At 43.4% G+C, this 18,164-nt stretch carries 20 protein-coding genes; 10 read left to right on the top strand and 10 right to left on the bottom strand.

What is annotated here, in order from left to right:
* Window positions 1-63 precede the first annotated feature (63 nt).
* A complete protein-coding gene (locus AC3ISB_RS25690) occupies window positions 64-1,569 on the top strand; it encodes a leucyl aminopeptidase (RefSeq protein ID WP_098371457.1) in 1,506 nt (501 codons plus the stop codon).
* Between the two features lie 61 nt (window positions 1,570-1,630).
* On the opposite strand, the gene AC3ISB_RS25685 is transcribed toward AC3ISB_RS25690, so the two are convergent.
* A complete protein-coding gene (locus AC3ISB_RS25685; protein ID WP_141992975.1) occupies window positions 1,631-1,960 on the bottom strand; it encodes a YuzC family spore coat inner layer protein in 330 nt (109 codons plus the stop codon).
* A gap of 323 nt (window positions 1,961-2,283) precedes the next feature.
* Between AC3ISB_RS25685 and AC3ISB_RS25680 the strand changes: the two genes are divergently transcribed.
* The 6 genes from AC3ISB_RS25680 to AC3ISB_RS25655 all read left to right on the top strand — a co-directional run bounded on the left by AC3ISB_RS25680 (window position 2,284) and on the right by AC3ISB_RS25655 (window position 7,186).
* Window positions 2,284-3,033 carry a GTP cyclohydrolase II gene (locus tag AC3ISB_RS25680; RefSeq protein ID WP_076368137.1) on the top strand — a complete coding sequence of 250 codons (750 nt, stop codon included), beginning with the start codon at window positions 2,284-2,286 and terminating at the stop codon, window positions 3,031-3,033.
* A gap of 13 nt (window positions 3,034-3,046) precedes the next feature.
* A complete protein-coding gene (gene ribD, locus AC3ISB_RS25675) occupies window positions 3,047-4,141 on the top strand; it encodes a bifunctional diaminohydroxyphosphoribosylaminopyrimidine deaminase/5-amino-6-(5-phosphoribosylamino)uracil reductase RibD (protein WP_098371454.1) in 1,095 nt (364 codons plus the stop codon).
* 23 nt (window positions 4,142-4,164) lie between these two features.
* Window positions 4,165-5,262 carry an FAD-dependent monooxygenase gene (locus AC3ISB_RS25670; protein ID WP_098371453.1) on the top strand — a complete coding sequence of 366 codons (1,098 nt, stop codon included), beginning with the start codon at window positions 4,165-4,167 and terminating at the stop codon, window positions 5,260-5,262.
* Between the two features lie 15 nt (window positions 5,263-5,277).
* Complete coding sequence (locus AC3ISB_RS25665) at window positions 5,278-5,841, top strand: 5' nucleotidase, NT5C type (protein ID WP_098371452.1); 564 nt, start codon at window positions 5,278-5,280, stop codon at window positions 5,839-5,841.
* A gap of 129 nt (window positions 5,842-5,970) precedes the next feature.
* Window positions 5,971-6,369 (top strand): hotdog fold thioesterase, encoded by a 399-nt coding sequence (locus tag AC3ISB_RS25660; RefSeq protein WP_098371451.1) that lies wholly within the window; start codon window positions 5,971-5,973, stop codon window positions 6,367-6,369.
* 97 nt (window positions 6,370-6,466) lie between these two features.
* Complete coding sequence (locus AC3ISB_RS25655; RefSeq protein WP_098371450.1) at window positions 6,467-7,186, top strand: MOSC domain-containing protein; 720 nt, start codon at window positions 6,467-6,469, stop codon at window positions 7,184-7,186.
* 53 nt (window positions 7,187-7,239) lie between these two features.
* Here the strand turns inward: AC3ISB_RS25655 and mnhG are convergent, their stop codons facing one another.
* The 7 genes from mnhG to AC3ISB_RS25620 are packed head-to-tail and all read right to left on the bottom strand — an operon-like array spanning window position 7,240 to window position 12,968.
* Window positions 7,240-7,578, bottom strand: a complete 339-nt coding sequence (gene mnhG, locus AC3ISB_RS25650) for a monovalent cation/H(+) antiporter subunit G (protein WP_098371449.1) — start codon at window positions 7,576-7,578, stop codon at window positions 7,240-7,242.
* Window positions 7,562-7,834 (bottom strand): Na(+)/H(+) antiporter subunit F1, encoded by a 273-nt coding sequence (locus AC3ISB_RS25645; protein WP_377394681.1) that lies wholly within the window; start codon window positions 7,832-7,834, stop codon window positions 7,562-7,564. The genes mnhG and AC3ISB_RS25645 overlap by 17 nt, the downstream gene beginning before the upstream one ends.
* Window positions 7,835-7,845: 11 nt before the next feature.
* Window positions 7,846-8,322, bottom strand: a complete 477-nt coding sequence (locus AC3ISB_RS25640) for a Na+/H+ antiporter subunit E (protein ID WP_098371447.1) — start codon at window positions 8,320-8,322, stop codon at window positions 7,846-7,848.
* 6 nt (window positions 8,323-8,328) lie between these two features.
* Window positions 8,329-9,810, bottom strand: coding sequence for a Na+/H+ antiporter subunit D (locus tag AC3ISB_RS25635; protein WP_098371446.1), 1,482 nt, complete (start codon window positions 9,808-9,810; stop codon window positions 8,329-8,331).
* Window positions 9,803-10,144 (bottom strand): Na(+)/H(+) antiporter subunit C, encoded by a 342-nt coding sequence (locus AC3ISB_RS25630; RefSeq protein ID WP_076368129.1) that lies wholly within the window; start codon window positions 10,142-10,144, stop codon window positions 9,803-9,805. The genes AC3ISB_RS25635 and AC3ISB_RS25630 overlap by 8 nt, the downstream gene beginning before the upstream one ends.
* A complete protein-coding gene (locus AC3ISB_RS25625; RefSeq protein WP_098371445.1) occupies window positions 10,144-10,566 on the bottom strand; it encodes a Na(+)/H(+) antiporter subunit B in 423 nt (140 codons plus the stop codon). The genes AC3ISB_RS25630 and AC3ISB_RS25625 overlap by 1 nt, the downstream gene beginning before the upstream one ends.
* Window positions 10,563-12,968, bottom strand: a complete 2,406-nt coding sequence (locus tag AC3ISB_RS25620) for a Na+/H+ antiporter subunit A (protein WP_489274910.1) — start codon at window positions 12,966-12,968, stop codon at window positions 10,563-10,565. The genes AC3ISB_RS25625 and AC3ISB_RS25620 overlap by 4 nt, the downstream gene beginning before the upstream one ends.
* Before the next feature lie 332 nt (window positions 12,969-13,300).
* Here AC3ISB_RS25620 and AC3ISB_RS25615 point away from each other — a divergent pair, with 332 nt between their 5' ends.
* A complete protein-coding gene (locus tag AC3ISB_RS25615; RefSeq protein WP_489274908.1) occupies window positions 13,301-13,858 on the top strand; it encodes a DUF5366 family protein in 558 nt (185 codons plus the stop codon).
* 359 nt (window positions 13,859-14,217) lie between these two features.
* On the opposite strand, the gene AC3ISB_RS25610 is transcribed toward AC3ISB_RS25615, so the two are convergent.
* Window positions 14,218-16,077, bottom strand: coding sequence for a transglycosylase domain-containing protein (locus tag AC3ISB_RS25610; protein ID WP_489274906.1), 1,860 nt, complete (start codon window positions 16,075-16,077; stop codon window positions 14,218-14,220).
* 261 nt (window positions 16,078-16,338) lie between these two features.
* Between AC3ISB_RS25610 and kapD the strand changes: the two genes are divergently transcribed.
* The gene (gene kapD / locus AC3ISB_RS25605) at window positions 16,339-16,962 is read left to right on the top strand and encodes a 3'-5' exonuclease KapD (protein ID WP_480339360.1); all 624 of its coding nucleotides are present in this window, start codon (window positions 16,339-16,341) and stop codon (window positions 16,960-16,962) included.
* 40 nt (window positions 16,963-17,002) lie between these two features.
* Here kapD and kapB read toward each other — a convergent pair whose 3' ends face one another.
* Complete coding sequence (gene kapB / locus AC3ISB_RS25600; protein WP_141992968.1) at window positions 17,003-17,389, bottom strand: kinase-associated lipoprotein KapB; 387 nt, start codon at window positions 17,387-17,389, stop codon at window positions 17,003-17,005.
* A gap of 178 nt (window positions 17,390-17,567) precedes the next feature.
* Between kapB and AC3ISB_RS25595 the strand changes: the two genes are divergently transcribed.
* Window positions 17,568-18,158, top strand: a complete 591-nt coding sequence (locus AC3ISB_RS25595; protein ID WP_098371439.1) for a peptidylprolyl isomerase — start codon at window positions 17,568-17,570, stop codon at window positions 18,156-18,158.
* Window positions 18,159-18,164 lie beyond the last annotated feature (6 nt).

Raw genomic sequence — 18,164 nt, 5'->3', positions numbered from 1 at the left:
CTTATTCGAAAATTTTTGAAGATTTCGTTATAATGAATGTAATTGAATGGAGGAGGTAGCAGAATGTTCACAGTAAAAGGTTCCCTGAATATAGATTTGATTGACGAATGCCTGATTCTAGGCGTATTTGACAGACCCGTAAAATTTACAGGCATAGGAAAAGAAGCGGATGAACGATTAGACGGCCAGCTAACAGAGTTAGTGAAAGCCGGAGAAATCTCTTCCAAGAAAAAATCGGTGGTCAAAATACATACATTAGGTAAATTAAGCGTAAAGAGATTGATTTTTGTAGGGTTGGGCAAGGAAAAGGAGCTATCCTTTGAAACCCTCCGCGAAGCGTTTGGGAAGGCGCGTAAGACGATTAATGAATCCAAGATTACGACTCTTTCGATCGCTTTGGATACATTCACGACTGAAAATCTGGATGCATTGGACGCAGCGCATGCTTGTTCCGAGGCTTTCGAACTTGCTTCCTATAAATTTGACGGATATAAGCAAAAATCGAACCAGGTCGAAAAAAGCCTCGAATCGATTACGGTTTACAGTGAATATGATCAAGAAGAGGTCGGTGCCGCGCTTCATGTAGGGAGAATCTTCGGAAGGGCGACGAACTCAGCCAGAACATTGGTCAACACACCAGGCAATTTGTTGACTTCCACTGATTTGGCGGATTATTCATCCGCATTGGGCGAACGTTATGGTTTTGAAGTGGAGATACTCGAGAAGGGAGATATGCTCAAGTTGGGAATGGGCGCACTCCTTGCTGTCAATAAAGGTTCGGTCGAGCCTCCGAAAATGATCGTCCTGAAGTATCAAGGTAAGGATGAATGGAAGGATGTTATCGGGCTGGTCGGTAAGGGCATCACATTCGATACGGGTGGATACTCATTGAAAACGAAGGCTGGAATCGTTGGGATGAAGACGGATATGGGCGGTGCGGCGGCAGTTTTAGGTGCAATGGAAATTATCGGTGAATTAGGACCGGATCAAAATGTCGTGGCTGTCATTCCATCCACTGATAACATGATCAGCGGTGATGCATTCAAGCCGGATGATGTGATCACTGCCATGAGCGGCAAGACGATAGAGGTATTGAATACGGATGCGGAAGGCCGGCTGGTTTTGGCGGATGCCATGACTTACGCTAAACATCATGGTGCTGACTATCTTATTGACGTTGCCACTTTAACGGGCGGTGTAATAACGGCGCTGGGCATGGATATGACGGGTGCAATGACAAATGATACGGAATTCTATGAGCAAGTGGTCAAAGCCTCAGAGGAGGCCGGGGAGCCCATTTGGAGATTGCCGATTACAGAAAAGGATAAAGAACGGGTACGCAATAGTAAAATGGCGGATTTGAATAATTCACCTGGAGGGGCAGGACATGCGATCATGGGCGGGGCCTTCATCGGCGAATTTGCTGAAGACACTCCGTGGGTTCATCTGGATATCGCCGGAACTTCCACAACCTCGAGCAGCTCCGAATTGTGCAGGGCGGGGGCTACCGGTGTCATGGCACGAACGCTTGCACTATTGGTTGAAACCTTTGAAACGAAAACAAGATGAACCCAAATATCCGAAGCCGAAAATAGGCTTCGGTTTTTTTACCAAAAGAGTGTGGTGGACGTTATACATCACTCCATTTCAAGCTGACGATGATATGACAATTTTCTTCTCCCGCTTTAGGATAGAAATCAAAACGGATCCCATCGGGGTTATACGTGATATCAGGTTCGTTCTTAATTCCTATCTTTCGGATCATATCGATCACGACACTCTTTTCCGATGCTTGGGCAGCAGTCATCAACCGGTTCGAGAAAGGCTTCGATGTGGCTAAAGTATCCATGACTTTTTTTACATCAAGCATTAAAGATTGCGAGGTCTTTGCCGATTTAACCAGCAGATCTGGGTTGGGTGCCGAGTAGGGACGCAATGTTCCTTCCCGCTCCCGATTCATATTCATTGCCCCGACGTGAGGCGGAAATAGAATAGGGTCATAAAAAAAATAAGGGAAATCCTCCAAAAGGTTTCCGTCCTTTCCTTAAGTCTGTCTATAGACACGTTTTCGTTATACGTTAAAATATGTATAAAGGCCAGCCGATATGATAGCGGTTTGTGAATGACCTTTCATCTGCAAAAAAAAACTTCTTGAAAATTATGACCAAAGACACACTATTATTTGTAAACTGCTTCATTGACAGGTATAGTGTATAGTAATATACTTACTTACCTAAAGTAAGGAGAAGGCACACTATAAATTATAAAATAGGTGATGTTAACATGAAAATAACCGAGGAAACAAAAAACCTTTTAATAGATAAAATGAATATCATCAAAACTCCGGGAAAAGCTGATATATGCCTTGTGGGGCCTGTGAACCTGCCTGTTGAACAAGGAGATTTCTCAACGGTTTTCCAATGGTATACATGGCTTCAGCTTGACGGCGCGGATAATGACAAGGAAGCGGTGCTTGATTCGCTTTCGGAAGCCAATCTCGCTTTTGGACAGCAATCCTCCGTATTGGTGTATGGAGATTTTAAAAATTCCGGGGATGCACTTGTCCGGATGCATAGCATCTGTCACACGGGTGATATCTTCGGCAGTAAACGCTGTGATTGCGGCTACCAGCTCCACCAATCGATGAAGATGATAGCCGAGCATGGGTGCGGGGCCATCTTTTACCTTGCGGACCATGAAGGAAGAGGGATCGGCCTGTTTTCCAAGTCTCTTGCCTATTTGCTTCAGCAGGAGGGTTATGACACGGTCGAGGCGAATGAGGCTTTAGGATTCGAAGATGATACGCGATCTTACGAGGGAGCCATTCGAGTGTTGAGCGAACTGCGCGAGGATCCGGTGACTTTAATCACGAACAACCCGAAAAAGCTGGACGCCCTCATGAAGCATGGACTTGCGGCAAAGGACCATATTCCGCTTTGGGGCGGTTTGACGGAAGATAATAGTTTCTATCTGGATACAAAAGTTAAGAAGTCTGGACATATCCCCCAAAAGAAGCCAACTTTGATTGTATAAGGAGAGCTATAGTATGAATGATGATCAATATTACATGAAGCTGGCACTGGATTTGGCGGCCAGTGCAAAAGGAAAGACGAATCCGAATCCAGTGGTCGGTGCAGTCATAGTCAAAGACGGTGTGATAGCTGGGACAGGAATCCACCGTAAAGCCGGTGAACCGCATGCGGAAGTACATGCATTCAAAATGGCGGGTGAGTATGCAGAAGGTGCAACGCTATATGTGACTCTTGAGCCTTGTTCGCATTATGGAAAGACACCTCCTTGTGCAAATTTGGTAAAAGAATCAGGTGTGCGGCGAGTTGTGGTGGCTACTCAAGATCCGAATCCGGAAGTAGCGGGCAGAGGGATATCGATCATCAAGGATGCGGGCATTGAAGTGGAAGTTGGCATCCTGGAAAAGGAAGCTCAAAGGCTGAATGAGCGTTTCATTCACAATATGCTGACGAATCGGCCCTTTGTCATATCGAAGTATGCGATGACGCTCGATGGAAAACTTGCAACCCACACAGGCCATTCAAAATGGATAACAGGGGAACAATCACGTCATTCCGTTCATTTGCTGCGTGATGAGGTGGATGCCATTCTTGTTGGTATCGGGACTGTATTGGCCGATGATCCATCACTGACGACCAGACTTCCGGAAGGCGGAGGGAAAAATCCGATCCGGATCATTTTAGACAGTGAATTACGTGTTCCCTTGGATGCCAATGTTGTACAAGTATCAGATGCGAAAACCTTGATCGTAACGCATGAAAATGCATCCGCGGATAAAATGGACATTTTACGTGAAAAAGGGATCGAATTCATTTTCGTCCCTAAAAACGAGACGGGACTGAATCTAAGGGTTTTGATGGAAGAACTATATAAAAAAGGGATTACGGATGTCTTGCTGGAAGGCGGAAGCGAAGTGAATGCCTCTTTCCTTAGGGAAGGGCTCATCGATAAATACTTGATTTATATAGCTCCTAAACTATTGGGCGGAAGAAACTCACTAACACCGTATACTGGAATGAATGTTGATACGATGGATGAAGCGATGGATGTTTTCTTCTCTGGCGTGGAAACGTTTGGTGAGGACATACGCATCACGGCTTATCCTAAATAAAAATAGACAACAGGTGAAGAGGCATGTTGGTTAAATCAGATGTATGCATAGTAGGTTCAGGACCTGGAGGAGCCCTGCTGGCCTACCTATTGGCCAAGCAGGACATTTCAGTCGTATTGCTTGAGAGGCATTCTGAAGTTTCAAGGGAGTTCAGGGGCGAGTTCTTGAACGATGAAGGAGAGGGCATTCTTAAAAAGCACGGTTTATTCGAGAGTGTGGAAAGACTAGGCTTGCTTAGGATGGAACAAATTGAATATTGGAATGACGGCCAATTATTCAAAAGGATATTCCCTGATTGGCCTGTCGATCATGTTGGGATACATGTCCCTCAAAATCATCTGCTTACAGCTATATTGAATGAAGCTGAAAAGCTGGACTCTTTTCAATTGATGATGAATACGAGGGTTACGGACTTGATACAAAATGAAATGGGCCGTTTTACGGGTGTCAAGGCTCGAAATGGCGGAAATGACCTGGAAGTGCAAAGTTCATTGATAATCGGAGCGGACGGCAGATTTTCCATCGTTCGAAAAAAAGCGGGAATTCCAGTGGAGATTAAAAATCATGGTTATGATTTACTGTGGGCAAAAATTCCAGCTCCAGAGGGATGGAAGCCTTCGATCAAGATGGCATTGGTCAATGGCTCACAGGTTGCCCTCTTCACTCAGGCTGGAGGTTTCATCCAAATTGGCTGGAATATAGAACATGGTTCGTTTCCCCATTTGCGAAAACAGCATTTTGATCCGTTCATTGAAGATTTGCTTTTATCCTTTCCTGAATTAAAAAAGGTTGTGAGTGAAAATATCCGCTCTTGGCATGACTTCATTTTATTGGATGTTTACAGCAGCTATTGTGAAACATGGACAAAGGATGGCGTTGCTTTATTAGGTGATGCAGCCCATACGATGACACCTACAGGTGCGTTCGGACTCAATTGTGCCATGAAGGATGCCGATATATTAGCCGAGCTTATTTCTGGATGCATCCTGCAGGGGGATACTGGTTTCCTGGGGCTAAAAATGGCTGAGCCAAAAAGAAAAGCCGAAATTGAAAGATTACAGGCCATTCAGGTGGACAAGGAAGTTTCCTTCGCATCACAGTTTGCCGCCGCTTATGTTTAAATGGGAGTGAAGGATATGAAATTCGGTTTTGATATTGACGATACCCTTATTAACTTGAGGGAGTTCGCGTTTCATCTTTATAATGAAAAGCTTAATACGAACATAGAGATAACGAAATTCAGAGCTTTAAAGACGTTGGAGATCCATGAAGCTTTCGGGCTTGATAAAGAGGCTGGGGGCAAGATGTGGAACAGCCTTGCCGAGGAAGTGTATTATTCATCCTGTCCAGCCTTCGAGGGCGCAGTGGAAACGCTGCAGGAGCTTGAACGCGATGGTCATGAAATCTATTACATCACCGCCAGAAAAGCGGAGCATGGTGAACGGACGAAAAAATGGCTGATTGAAAACGGCTTTCCGGTTAAGGATGACCATTTTTACTGCGGTATGAAGGATCATGAAAAAATTGATACGATCCGCAAATTGGAATTGGATTATTATTTTGATGATAAACCGGCAGTGCTGGAAACTTTATTGGATATTCCAACGAAAGTGTATGCAATAGATAACTCCTATAACAGGGAATTGGATATTCCAAGGCTGACAAGCTGGCTTGAATTAAAAGAAATCCTCTCCAAATAATACAATTCATATTATTGACGGATGACTTAATAGACTTGGGTCATCCTTTTTTTGTATACTGATATGAATAGTGATTCATTTTTTTGATGTACATGGTAAGAAAAAAACATGAGAGTTAGGGGTAATGGGATGGAGAGAAATATTGAAAAGTCATTGATAGGCACGCTTGGGATAGAAATGAAAGAAGTCGGTGATGGGAAAGTCATTGCGACGATGCCTGTGGATGAACGAACTAGGCAGCCGTATGGTTTATTGCATGGGGGAGCTTCTGTTGCCCTTGCGGAATCTGTTGCAAGTTTTGGCGGCATGCAGCTGGTGGATAGTACAAAACAAGCTGTCGTTGGCCTTGAAATCAATGCCAATCATGTAAGGGGCGTCCGTTCCGGTTTTGTTACCGCAGAAGGGAACATCATCCATCGCGGGAGGACGACGATGGTATGGGATGTGAAAATCCATGATGAAGAGGATCATCTTATCTGCGTTTCACGCTGTACATTGGCCGTTATCGACTTACCAAAGCCAAAGTGAATCAAAAGAACAATCCAATAAAGTGGTGTAATGATTCTACAATGTCCGGTTTAAGTATAATATGGCAAAAGATTATTGTATGAAAAGAGGTATTTTTATGCTGGTTGGACATATACAAGAAATCACCCGTCATCCTGTAAAATCATTCACTGGTGAACAGGTACAGAAAACGAGGGTGATGGATTATGGACTATATGGAGATCGCAGTCATGCTTTTAAAGATAAAAATGGGAAATTCCTTACGATAACCCAAGTCCCGGAAATGGTCCGTTATCAAGCTGCTTTTTCTGGTGAGGAAACCCTAGACCAATATCCGGAAATCAAGGTGAAGACCCCAACAGGACAGGTGCTGACATGGGGAGGGGAAGCCTTTCATGAGGAAATGGAGCGGTTATTAAACCAGGAGGCTACCACCATTGTTTATCCGCCTGGACATATCCCATTGGGGGCGATTGAAGAAGAAAACATCCTGCTTGTCAGTGATGCCTCGATTGGCGAATTGACAAAGCTTTGGGGAAAAGAACTCGATGGCAGGAGATTCAGGCAAAATTTGGTGCTATCTTTAGTGAACAAAACACCCTTTTTAGAAGAGCAATGGTTCGGAAAAAGGATTCTAATCGGAAATGAAGTGGAATTGGAGATCAAAAGGTATTGTGAGCGTTGTATGATCATAACGGTCGATCCAAGCGATTCCCAGAGAGATCCAACTCTCCTGAAAACTGTCGTCAAGGAAAGGAATAATCATTTTGGCGTATATGCCTCGGTCATCAAAACAGGTGAAATCAGAGTGGGCGACCAGGTATTTTTAAAGGATTGAGACAGAAAAGAGCTGCTCCTGTAATCAGGGCAGCTCTTTTGCAATGGCAGGAATCAGCGGGTTTTCTTTAAATCATCCTGGACACTCCGATCCCACATCTTGACGCCAGAATGATATGCCGAGCGATTGATTAAATGCCCGGCTACAGGGCCGGTCATGAAGATAAAGATGATCGCGAGCACGACCCGGAAATCGAAATGGCTATGTTTATAGTAAAAATATAACAAGGTGCCGATCAGGATGAACATGATCCCAAGTGTCGAGCATTTTGAGGCAGCGTGATTTCTTGTATAGACGTCGGGCAGCCGGATGATACCGAATGCCGAGACTAAAAAGAGAAAGACTCCCATTAAAATGAATAGGGCCGATAGGATTTCAACGATTGCGGTCATCTTCGATAATCTCCCCTCTCTCAAGGAATTTGGCGAAAGCGACCGTTCCGATGAATGATAGGATTCCGAGCAGAAGAATGGCTTCCAGATATGCACTTGTATCCATGACAATGGAGGCAAGTGCAACGATTGCGATAAGATTGATTCCCATCGCATCGAGTGCGACGACCCGATCCGGTACGGAAGGCCCTTTGATTAAACGGTATAAGAATCCAACCATGGAAAGCGAAACACCGAGCAGCGCGATTTTAAGCATTAAATCGAACATTATTTGCTCACCTCCATAATCGCTTTTTCAAATGTATTTTTAATGCTGTCCACAGCCTCATCTTTGTCGGCAATATCCATCGCATGGATATAAAGAATCCGATTATCTTCCGATACTTCAACGACAAGTGTTCCTGGTGTCAACGTAATTAAATTCGATAGTATCGTAATTTCCCAATCCTTGGTCAGTACCGTTTCAAATGCGAATATGCCAGGTCTAATATCCAGGCTCGGTTTAAGCACGGCCTTAAGGACGCTAATGTTGGAAAGTATGAGTTCCCTTGCGAATATGAGCAGCAATAGAACGACGGCATTCACCCTTTTCAAGTAAAAACGTTCATTGAAAAAATGACGGAAGACGAACATGATGCCGAGCCCCAACATATATCCGATGATAAAAGTGCTCCCGTTAAACTCATTTTTCAAAAACATCCAGATAACCGCAAGGAACACATTCAGTAAAATTTGGAATGACATCAGGCACTACTCCTTTAAAACCGCTTTGTTATAGATTTCGGGATTCATTAATGAATCCACAGCTTGTGTAATGAATGGGTAAATCGATTCAGTTCCCACTCCGAATAAAACGGAAATGATAACAAGTAGGACGGCAGGGACCAGCATTTTATTAACCGTTTCATTAGTTAAGGCATAATCAGCTTTCGGAGTTCCCCAAAAGCCATTCATGAATATTTTCATGACGGAATATAGGACCATCAAACTTGAAAGTAAGACAATGGCCATTCCAAAGTAGGCCCCTTTTTCGGCAGCTCCCTGAAGAATCAGGAGCTTGCCGGCAAAACCGCTGAACGGCGGTATACCCGCCAATGATATGGCAGCTATGAAGAAGGTCCATGCAACGGCCGGGTATTGCTTGATCAAGCCGCCCATGTCTCGTAAATCATCCGATCCGCTGATTTTGATCATAATGCCAACAAGCAGGAAGAGTGCAGCCTTGATCAGCATGTCATGAATGATATACAGAATGGAGCCTGATAAGGCCTGTTCATTCATGACGGAGATGCCGAACAGGATAACTCCGACGGCGATGATGATATTGTAAATGATGATTTTTTTTACATCCCAATAGGCTATCGCACCAATGACACCGATGATGATGGTCAAGATGGCAAGTATCGCAAGGAAAGTATGGGTGAAATCCTGGTCATGATAAAACATGAGTGTATAGGTCCTGAAAATAGAGTAGATCCCGACCTTTGTCAGCAATGCACCGAATAGGGCCATCACGGGAATGGGTGGAGCATAATAAGACCCAGGCAGCCATTGGAAGAGCGGGAAAATGGCTCCCTTCAAACCGAATACGATCAAAAAGCCAATTGCTATCACCGAGACGATTCCAGGCTGGTTGACTTCCGCTATCCTCTGGCTGATGTCCGCCATGTTCAATGTTCCTAGAACTGAATAAAGGTACGCCACCATGATGACGAAAAAGGAAGAGGAAAGCACATTGACGATGATATACTTCAATGATTCCCTCAGCTGAATTTTCGTCCCTCCCAGTACAAGCAGCACGTAGGAAGCCATCAGCATGACTTCGAAGAAAACAAATAGATTGAAAAGATCTCCCGTAAGGAAGGCGCCGTTTACACCAATCAGCAAAAATTGATAAACAGGATAATAATAATGTCTTTCACGTTCCTCCCCTATGGAGTGAAACGAGTAAAGCAGTATGGCCAATCCTATGATATTTGTGGTCAGTACGAGCAGTGAAGAAAGCATGTCTGCGACGATCACGATCCCGAATGGCGCATCCCAGCTGCCGACACCTAAAGTCAAGATCCCTTGAGTATGGACCGTAAACACCAAATAAAGGGAAATCGCAATTCCCATAAGAGAGGAAAAAAGGGATATCCCTCTTTGCAGCTTGATTTTTTTTGCAAAGAAAATGAGAAAGATGCCTGTGAAAAGCGGCCATAAAACAGGCATGAAAGTAAGATTATTCATTCGCTTCGGTACCTCTCATTTCTTCCATGTCATCCGTACCGAGTTCCTGGTAGGTCCGATATGCAAGTACCAGCAGAAATGATGTGACCCCGAAACTGATGACGATTGCCGTCAAGATAAGCGCTTGCGGAAGCGGATCGACATAGGATGCTGCTTCATCACTCAGCAATGGAACGGAACCGCCTTTCAAACCGCCCATCGTCAAAATCAAAAGGTGGGCGCCGTGACTGAGCAGCCCAGTACCGATTATGATTCTTAAAATGCTTTTGGAAAGCATTAAATATGTCGCACACATAAATAGTATTCCAATGACAATAGCCATTAAAAGTTCCATTATTCACTCTCCCCTATCGTTTGAATAATGGTCATCGTTACACCAACAACCACAAGATAAACACCCAGATCAAAAAGTACCGCGGTATGAAGCGAGATGTGCCCAAGAAGCGGTAAATCAACATAATGATAAACATGTGTCATGAGGGGCACCCCGAATACCAGCCCCCCGGCTACGGTCAGGCTTGATATGAACAAGCCTGAACCGATCATTAACTTATAGTCAATCGGCAAGATGCCGGTAACGGTCTTAATGTCGAAAGCGAGCAACAGCAGGACTATGGCGGCTGAAGTCATTAACCCGCCGACAAACCCGCCTCCTGGCGAATAATGCCCGCCTAAAAAGATGGCAACCGCGAACAGCAGGATAACAAAGGCGGCGACTTTCGTAACCGTTTGTAGAATCAGGTCATTTTGCTTCATGATTTATCTTTTCCCCCCGTCAAACGCAATTTGATCATCGCGAATATTCCGAGCGCAGCGATGGAAAGGACACTGATTTCAAACATCGTATCAAGTCCGCGGAAGTCTACGAGAATGACATTTACGACGTTTTTTCCGCCTGCTTCCTTATAAGCATTTTCAAGATAGTAATTTGATATGGAATCAAATAGTTTATTGCTATGTGCCGATAAGGCAATCAATGTCACGATGACTCCTACACCAATGGATATCAAGGCGTTATTCAACTTGAATGTCATCCGTTCTTCCTTTCTGCTTGCCATTAACGGAAGGTGGAAGAAACAGAGCAAAAACAGGGATACCGAAATCGTTTCGATGACTAGTTGAGTCAGGGCTAAATCCGGTGCCCGCAGCAAAACGAAAAATAAGGAAATCGCATAACCGACCGCTCCTAAGATGATAATGGAAGTTAAACGGGATCTTGCAAACAGAATGGCGATCGAGCCAAACACGATGATCGCTGCTAATACCAATTCATATAGGCCGATCGGGGCAAAATTCCCTGTATCCAATTTAAATGCATCCTTCCAATAGAGCGTAAACCCTAATGAAAGAATGAAGAAAAGGAAGATTGAAAGCAAATATGTCCGAATATAACCTGTCATTAAAAATTTCATGATGGAAGATGCTGAGCGTTCGAGCCCTCTAACCCCGTTATCATACAAAGCATTCAGGGAGATACGTTCAGGAATCCACTGAGTGATCTTCTGCCACTTCGGAAGCGTTTTGTATAAAAGGATTCCAAATGCTATGATGCCGACGGTCATCCATACTTCAGTATTCAATCCATGCCAGAAGGCGATATGGACCTGGAAATCGGGACCCGTCAAGCTTGGCTGTATGCTTGCTACCGCAGGTTCAATGATTCGTGAAGATAGCAAGTTTGGAAAAATACCGAAAACGATGACCAACGAAGCAAGGATGATCGGGGATATCAGCATCCCGACCGGTGCCTCGTGGGGCTTCTTGTCCAATAGTTGCAACTGAAGTTTGCCTGTAAAGGGTTTGAGCACGACGATCATGCTATATATAAAAGTGAATACACTGGCTACCCATGCCACCACAGGGAAAAGGACCCCCCATGTCTCCATATTGAAGATATTCAATTCCAATACATTCACCATGCTGGCCAAGAACATTTCCTTGCTCAAAAAACCATTGAAGGGCGGAAGTCCAGCCATTGAAAAAGCACCTATGACAGCGACGGTGAAAGTGATCGGCATCAGCTGCATCAATCCGCCAAGCTTTCTAATATCACGTGTACCGGTTTCATGGTCAATGATGCCTGCAACCATGAAAAGGCTGCCTTTAAAGGTTGCATGATTAATCAAGTGGAATACTGCAGCAACCGTGGCTGCCAAGTATATATTTTCCCCCAAAGATTCATAATGGAGGGCCGCCGCACCAAGTCCCAAAAGCGACATGATCAATCCGAGCTGACTGATGGTGGAAAAAGCGAGAATCCCCTTTAAATCAGTCTGCCTGATTGCAGAGAATGAGCCCCAGAACAGGGTGATCAATCCGGCGATCGAAACGAGCCAGAACCATAATCCTGATTCGGCAAAAACAGGGCTTAATCGGGCTACCAAATAAATTCCGGCCTTGACCATTGTGGCGGAATGAAGGTAAGCACTGACCGGTGTCGGGGCTTCCATCGCATCAGGAAGCCAGATATGGAACGGGAACTGTGCGGATTTGGTGAACGCGCCAAGCAGCACAAGCAAAAGTGCAGGAATGAAGAGCGAGTGGTCCATAAGTTCCCCGCTTTGGGCAATCAATTCACGAATGCTGAATGTGTTCCCCATAATGGAAAGGAGAATGATGCCGCCAAGCAAGCTTAAGCCTCCAAGCACAGTGATCAGCAGGGATTTCTGCGCCCCATAACGTGAACGCTCCCTTTCATTCCAATATCCTATCAATAGAAAAGATGATAAACTCGTGAATTCCCAAAATGAATAAAGGACAATTAGATTATCGGATAGGACGACACCAAGCATCGCTCCCATGAAAAGCAAAAGGAAGACGTAAAATTGGTTCAGCTTTTCTTTCTCTTTGGATAAATAGAAAATTGAATACAGAACGACGAGTGAACCTATACCTGTAATGAGCAAGGCGAACAAAAGCCCTAGTCCATCTATATAGAAATCAACATGAATTCCGAGAGAAGGGATCCATGTAGCGCTTTCCATAATGATATCCCCTTGTTTGGTCAAGGAAATGAACCTTGAAAAATAGGTGAAAAGGAGAATCGGTAAAATCAATACAAACCATCCTGTATGTATTTGTCGAAATAGTTTGTATAATATTGGTACAATAATTGCTAATAGAAACGGTGATAGCACCGCCCAATGAAGTAAAGACATAAACTCCCCCCTTTTTAAAAACGAAGTCAGTCGTCTTATTATGCTTTTTTTGAGCAATCCTAGACGTTAGGAAATCTTCGCTGAATATGTATTTTTTTATCGAATACTTGCCTCGCTTAAAAGTATAACGCAATTTATGTGGGTTTGCATGGCTTTGAAAACGGTGAAGGCCAACTTAAATGAAGTTTTATATATAGGTAGAAAAGGAGGGGGAAACGACCTGAAAAATTTATTAAAAAAATTTTTTCAAGGGTGAATTAGTAGAGTATCCATTGTGAAATGGTGGATTATCTAGCATAATATAGGATAAAAGACGCATGGATGGAGAAGTCATGAAAAACACATATTTACTTAGCTATTTACCAATCATTTCAATCTTATTATTCAGCCTCTCCTTTGCCGTTTATGGGGAAATGCAAATGCTCAAGTTATTTGGGAATTTGGGAATCTACCAAGGGATGCTTGAGTTCTTTTCTGAAACCGGCATCAAGCTGGCGCTGCTGATCGTATTGCTCCTATTATTCTTCATGGTTTTTGCTGCATTGAAGCTGATCTCCGATACGATATTGGAGCTGTCTTTATTATTCTTTTCCAAGGATTCGGAAGGTAAAGCCCTGAACAGTGTAAGAAAGGGATCTGTCATATATGTGATTGGCGGTGCCTGTTCATTGTTCAGTGTTCAATTCATCATCGGGCTTGGGTCGATCTTTATCGCAACGAATGTCGCGGCTTTAATTTATTTTGTCAATAAGTTAAGCTCGAGCCTGAATTTATCGAGGCTGGTGGGATTGGTCTTCTTTCCAATCTTCGCTTGGACGGCACTGATTTCAATAGTCGCTTATGCGGGATTGAAGCTTTATAACAGCGTTATTGCAAGTCTTCCCATATAGCAAAAAAGAAGGTGCCATCATCGGCACCATACAGACTGTAGATAAACTCGATAATCATTGAGTTTGCCTACAGTTTTTTTTCTAAAAAAAGTTCCAGTTGTTTTCAGAAATCAGCTCCCTTTCCGCCGACTGTCTGCCAAGCCTCATCAAGCAAGTGTCTGTGGGGTCTCGGCTAGATAGTTATTTTGCAGGAGTGTCGCAAATTTCTTCAAACTAGTAAGGGTTTCATCCATATAAAAAAGTAAAAAAACATGGAGTATAACCATGCCTTGTTTTAAAATCATAGTAATAATTCCCTTGATAAAATCGTTCAGGGATATCGACAAACCAAGAAGGTGACATCTCGGCACCTTCTTTTTTCACTCGGCAGTCTGGCTGATATCTTTCCAAATCAATACATGGGGTGATTGTGAATAAATGGATTGTAGATTGGATGGTTTGTCCCTTCCAACCCAAACCCCCGTTGTATAGTTTGCTGTCAGACCGACAAACCACATGTCTTTCACATCATTGGTCGTACCGGTTTTACCGCCGACATAATCCGTAGGAAAGTAGGCTTTGCGGGCTGTCCCGGAAAGGGTTGTTTCGTGGAGCAGCTGCCGCATCTTGGCTACGGTGCTTTTATTCCATATCTCCTTGGAACGGTCTTTCCATTTATAAAGGACTTTACCTTCTTGATCGGTGACTTTAGTAATGGCGCGCGCTGGCTGATAGTTTCCGTCATTGAAGGAAGTATAGGCATTCGTCAGTTCAAGGGGACTCATGCCATATTCGAATCCGCCTATGGCCGAACTTGTATGGTGGTCTTTTTCGCTCACCTTTTTAAAGTCGAAAGCATCCAGGTACTTGAAACTCGTTTCCACCCCCGTCTTTTCAAAAAGTCTTATGGCGGGTGTGTTATAGGATTGAGCGAAGGCAGTTCTTAGTGTGACCATCCCGTAGCTGTCGCCGCTATAATTCTTTGGGCAATAGCTATTGCTGCAATAGCTTGCTCCGCTAACGAGCTGATTGATGTCAGCATCCGTTTCTTCTAAATAGGGAGCATAATCGAGAAGTGGCTTAATGGCTGACCCTGGCTGCCTATAGCTTTGGTATGCCCGATTGAAAGAATTTTTTTTATAATCCTTTCCCCCAATCAAAGAGACAAGCTCGTGCGTATGATGCTGTATAACCACTAAAGCTCCCTCGATATCATTGACACCGAGTTTTGATTGAACAGCAGTCTTTGACTGTGTTTGCAGTTTAGTATCGAGGGCGGTATGGATGGTTACACCGGAATTCAAAAGCTTTTTTACCCTTTTATCCAGCTCGGCTTCCGCCTGCTTACGTATAGCGACATCGGGACTTTGCAGGGAATTGTCGAGACCCTCGGAGGATGCCACCAGGTTTTTCAATTCCTGATGAACATACGTCACGTAATCGGGATATAAGTCGACCGGGGTGGACAAGTCTAATTTAATCGTACTTTTGATAAGCTTTTCGTACTCGTCCTGTTCTAAATCACCTTCGGCCACCATTTGTTTCAGTAATCTCTCCTGACGCTTTTTCGTCGCATCGAAATGTTTAAGAGGATTATAGTTTTCCGGATTATTGGGGATTGCGGCCAGGAAGGCAAGTTCCGCCTTGGATAACTCTCCAGTAGGTTTACTGAAATAATATTGGGAAGCAGCTTCGATTCCATAAGCTCCATTACTGAAATATATGGCATTCAAATACAGCTCCATGATTTCCGGTTTTGATTTTTTTCTCTCTATCTGATGGGCATAAATGAGTTCACTGAGTTTTCGGTTATACGTCCTATCATGTGAGAGATAAACATTCCTGGCCAGTTGCTGGGTAATGGTATTGCCGCCTTGTTCGATTGTTTTATTTTGTGAATTGATAAGAAGCGCCCTGCTTATGCCGGATATGTCAACGCCTGCATGATCATAAAATTTCTGATCCTCTGTAACGATGAACAGATTTTCCAGGAAAAGGGGGATGTCTTCAAGTTTTAGGTAAGTCCGTTTCTCACCAGTGGAAATTTCACTGATGACCTTTCCATTTGCGGCCTTCATGTAACTATTCTGAGCCAGTTTTATCGATTCAATGGGAATTTGCTCGTCGAGTACATGATAGGGAGATTGTGCTGAGGACCACTCCTGATAAGAAAGGAAAATGAAAAGGATCAATATGGGAACTAAGAGGAAAATCGTGATATAACCAAGATACGTGCGCATAGTTCAACTTCCTAACAAATATATTTTTAGTATGTCCTTGGATTGAAGGGATGAAAATGGTACTTTTGGTTCATTCATCCATCATAATCCAAATAAGGTAGACAATAAAGAGTTTTGGGTAAATTAGGTATGACGTCAGATCCGTATCCGAATGGTGTGTTACGATCCTAAGAAAAAAACTTTCTAAATCTTCTGTTATAATGAGAAAAAACCATTTTTTGTTTATATGTTGATGTCAGGAATATGAAGGGGGTCATAAAAATGGAGGAACAACAGCAATATGTATTCATTGATTTTGAATTTACGATGCCGGAAGGAAAAGCCAATCCAGTAGGGTTTTATCCGGAAATCATTGAGGTTGGTTTAGTCACCGTCATTAATGAGACCATTCAGGAACAATTCTCATCTTTTGTTAACCCGATGAAATTTCCAGTTTTGACGGGAAGATGCAAGAAGTTCTTGAACATTGCACAGGATCAGGTGGACCGGGGGATTTCATTTGAAGAGCTGGTCACTTTATTGAAGAAAATAGATGAGCAGCACCCGACGACGATTGTTACCTGGGGAAATATGGACATGAAGGTGCTTCGCCAGAACTGTCAGAAATCAGGGTTGGATTTCCCTTTTTCAGGGAAACAAATTGATCTTTGCCTGGAGTATAAACGCTTTTTCGGGGATCAAAACCAAACCGGACTTTGGAAAGCTGTACAGGCCTATGGCAAAGAAGGGACAGGCAAGCATCACAGGGCGCTGGATGATGCCATTACGACATATAATATCTTTAAGTTAGTAGAGAAAGATAAAAGTTATATGAAAAATCATGAACCGACGACAATTGGCGATCGCATTGATTTATCAAAGGTATTGAATCATTTAGCGTTATAAAAGCCAAATCATATACTACTGATTTGGCTTTTATCATGCTTTATTTGAAATAATCAGCCGCTAGATCTTCAAGCAAGTGTAAGCTTTTATCATTCCACTCCGTTTGGGCTTCGCTTAAAGTGCTTTTCATTTTCTCAACTGCTTCTCTTAAGGATTCCTTATACTCAGGAATCTCCTCATCAAAGTTCCTTACCATATTCTTTGGTACATTGGTTTGCTCCCGGAATGCAAGAGCACGCCGCTGATGGAACATGGACACTTCCGTTTGCTTCGGGTTATGAAGATCTCCCTGCATGGGATGCTTCAAGACAGCCAACACTTTAACAAGATATGCAGCAGGTCTGATATCGGTGACTTCCCCGATGTATTTTCCAGTTTTATATATGGCGGTAACCTTATCGCCGATCTTAAAATCCTGTTCTGACATTTCCCTACCACCTTTCTTTTAACTTCCTTCATGATACATAAGAACAACGATTTTTCACAGCGAATTCGTTCAATTTCGTAAAGATGCTTTTTTTATGAAAATCGTGTAAAGTGTACAAATGAAGATGAAAAATGGTGTTTCATGCCATTTTATTTTAAAAAGAAAGAGGTTATATACAATGACAAACTTTCCACAATTAACAAGTGAAGTTTTGGAAAATGAAAAAGCGGTCATCATGCAAACGACGATGGGCGATATTAAAATTAAACTATTCCCTGAACTGGCTCCAAAGACAGTGGAGAATTTCTTGACACATGCTGAAAACGGTTATTACGAAGGAATCATCTTCCACCGTGTCATCAAGGATTTCATGCTTCAAGGCGGAGATCCGACAGGGACTGGAATGGGTGGAGAAAGTATCTGGGGAACTCCATTTGAGGACGAGTTCTCCATGCAATTATTCAATTTGCGCGGAGCTCTTTCCATGGCTAATGCAGGCCCAGGAACAAACGGAAGCCAATTCTTCGTCGTACAAGCCCAGCATGTGGACAGCAGGATGGGTGAGCAAATGAAGCAAGCCGGTTATCCGGAGGAAATCATCAGTGCTTATATGGAACAAGGTGGCACACCATGGCTGGATCATAAACACTCTGTTTTTGGACAAGTGGTCGAAGGCATGGACGTTGTTGATACGATTGCTAACGTGGAGACAGTTGCGGGAGACAAGCCAGCAGTGGACGTGGTCATTAAAGGGATCACCATTTTATAAATGAAA

The sequence above is a fragment of the Peribacillus sp. GL_122 genome, from assembly GCF_057835005.1.
This window is presented reverse-complemented; position numbering and strand designations above follow the sequence as displayed.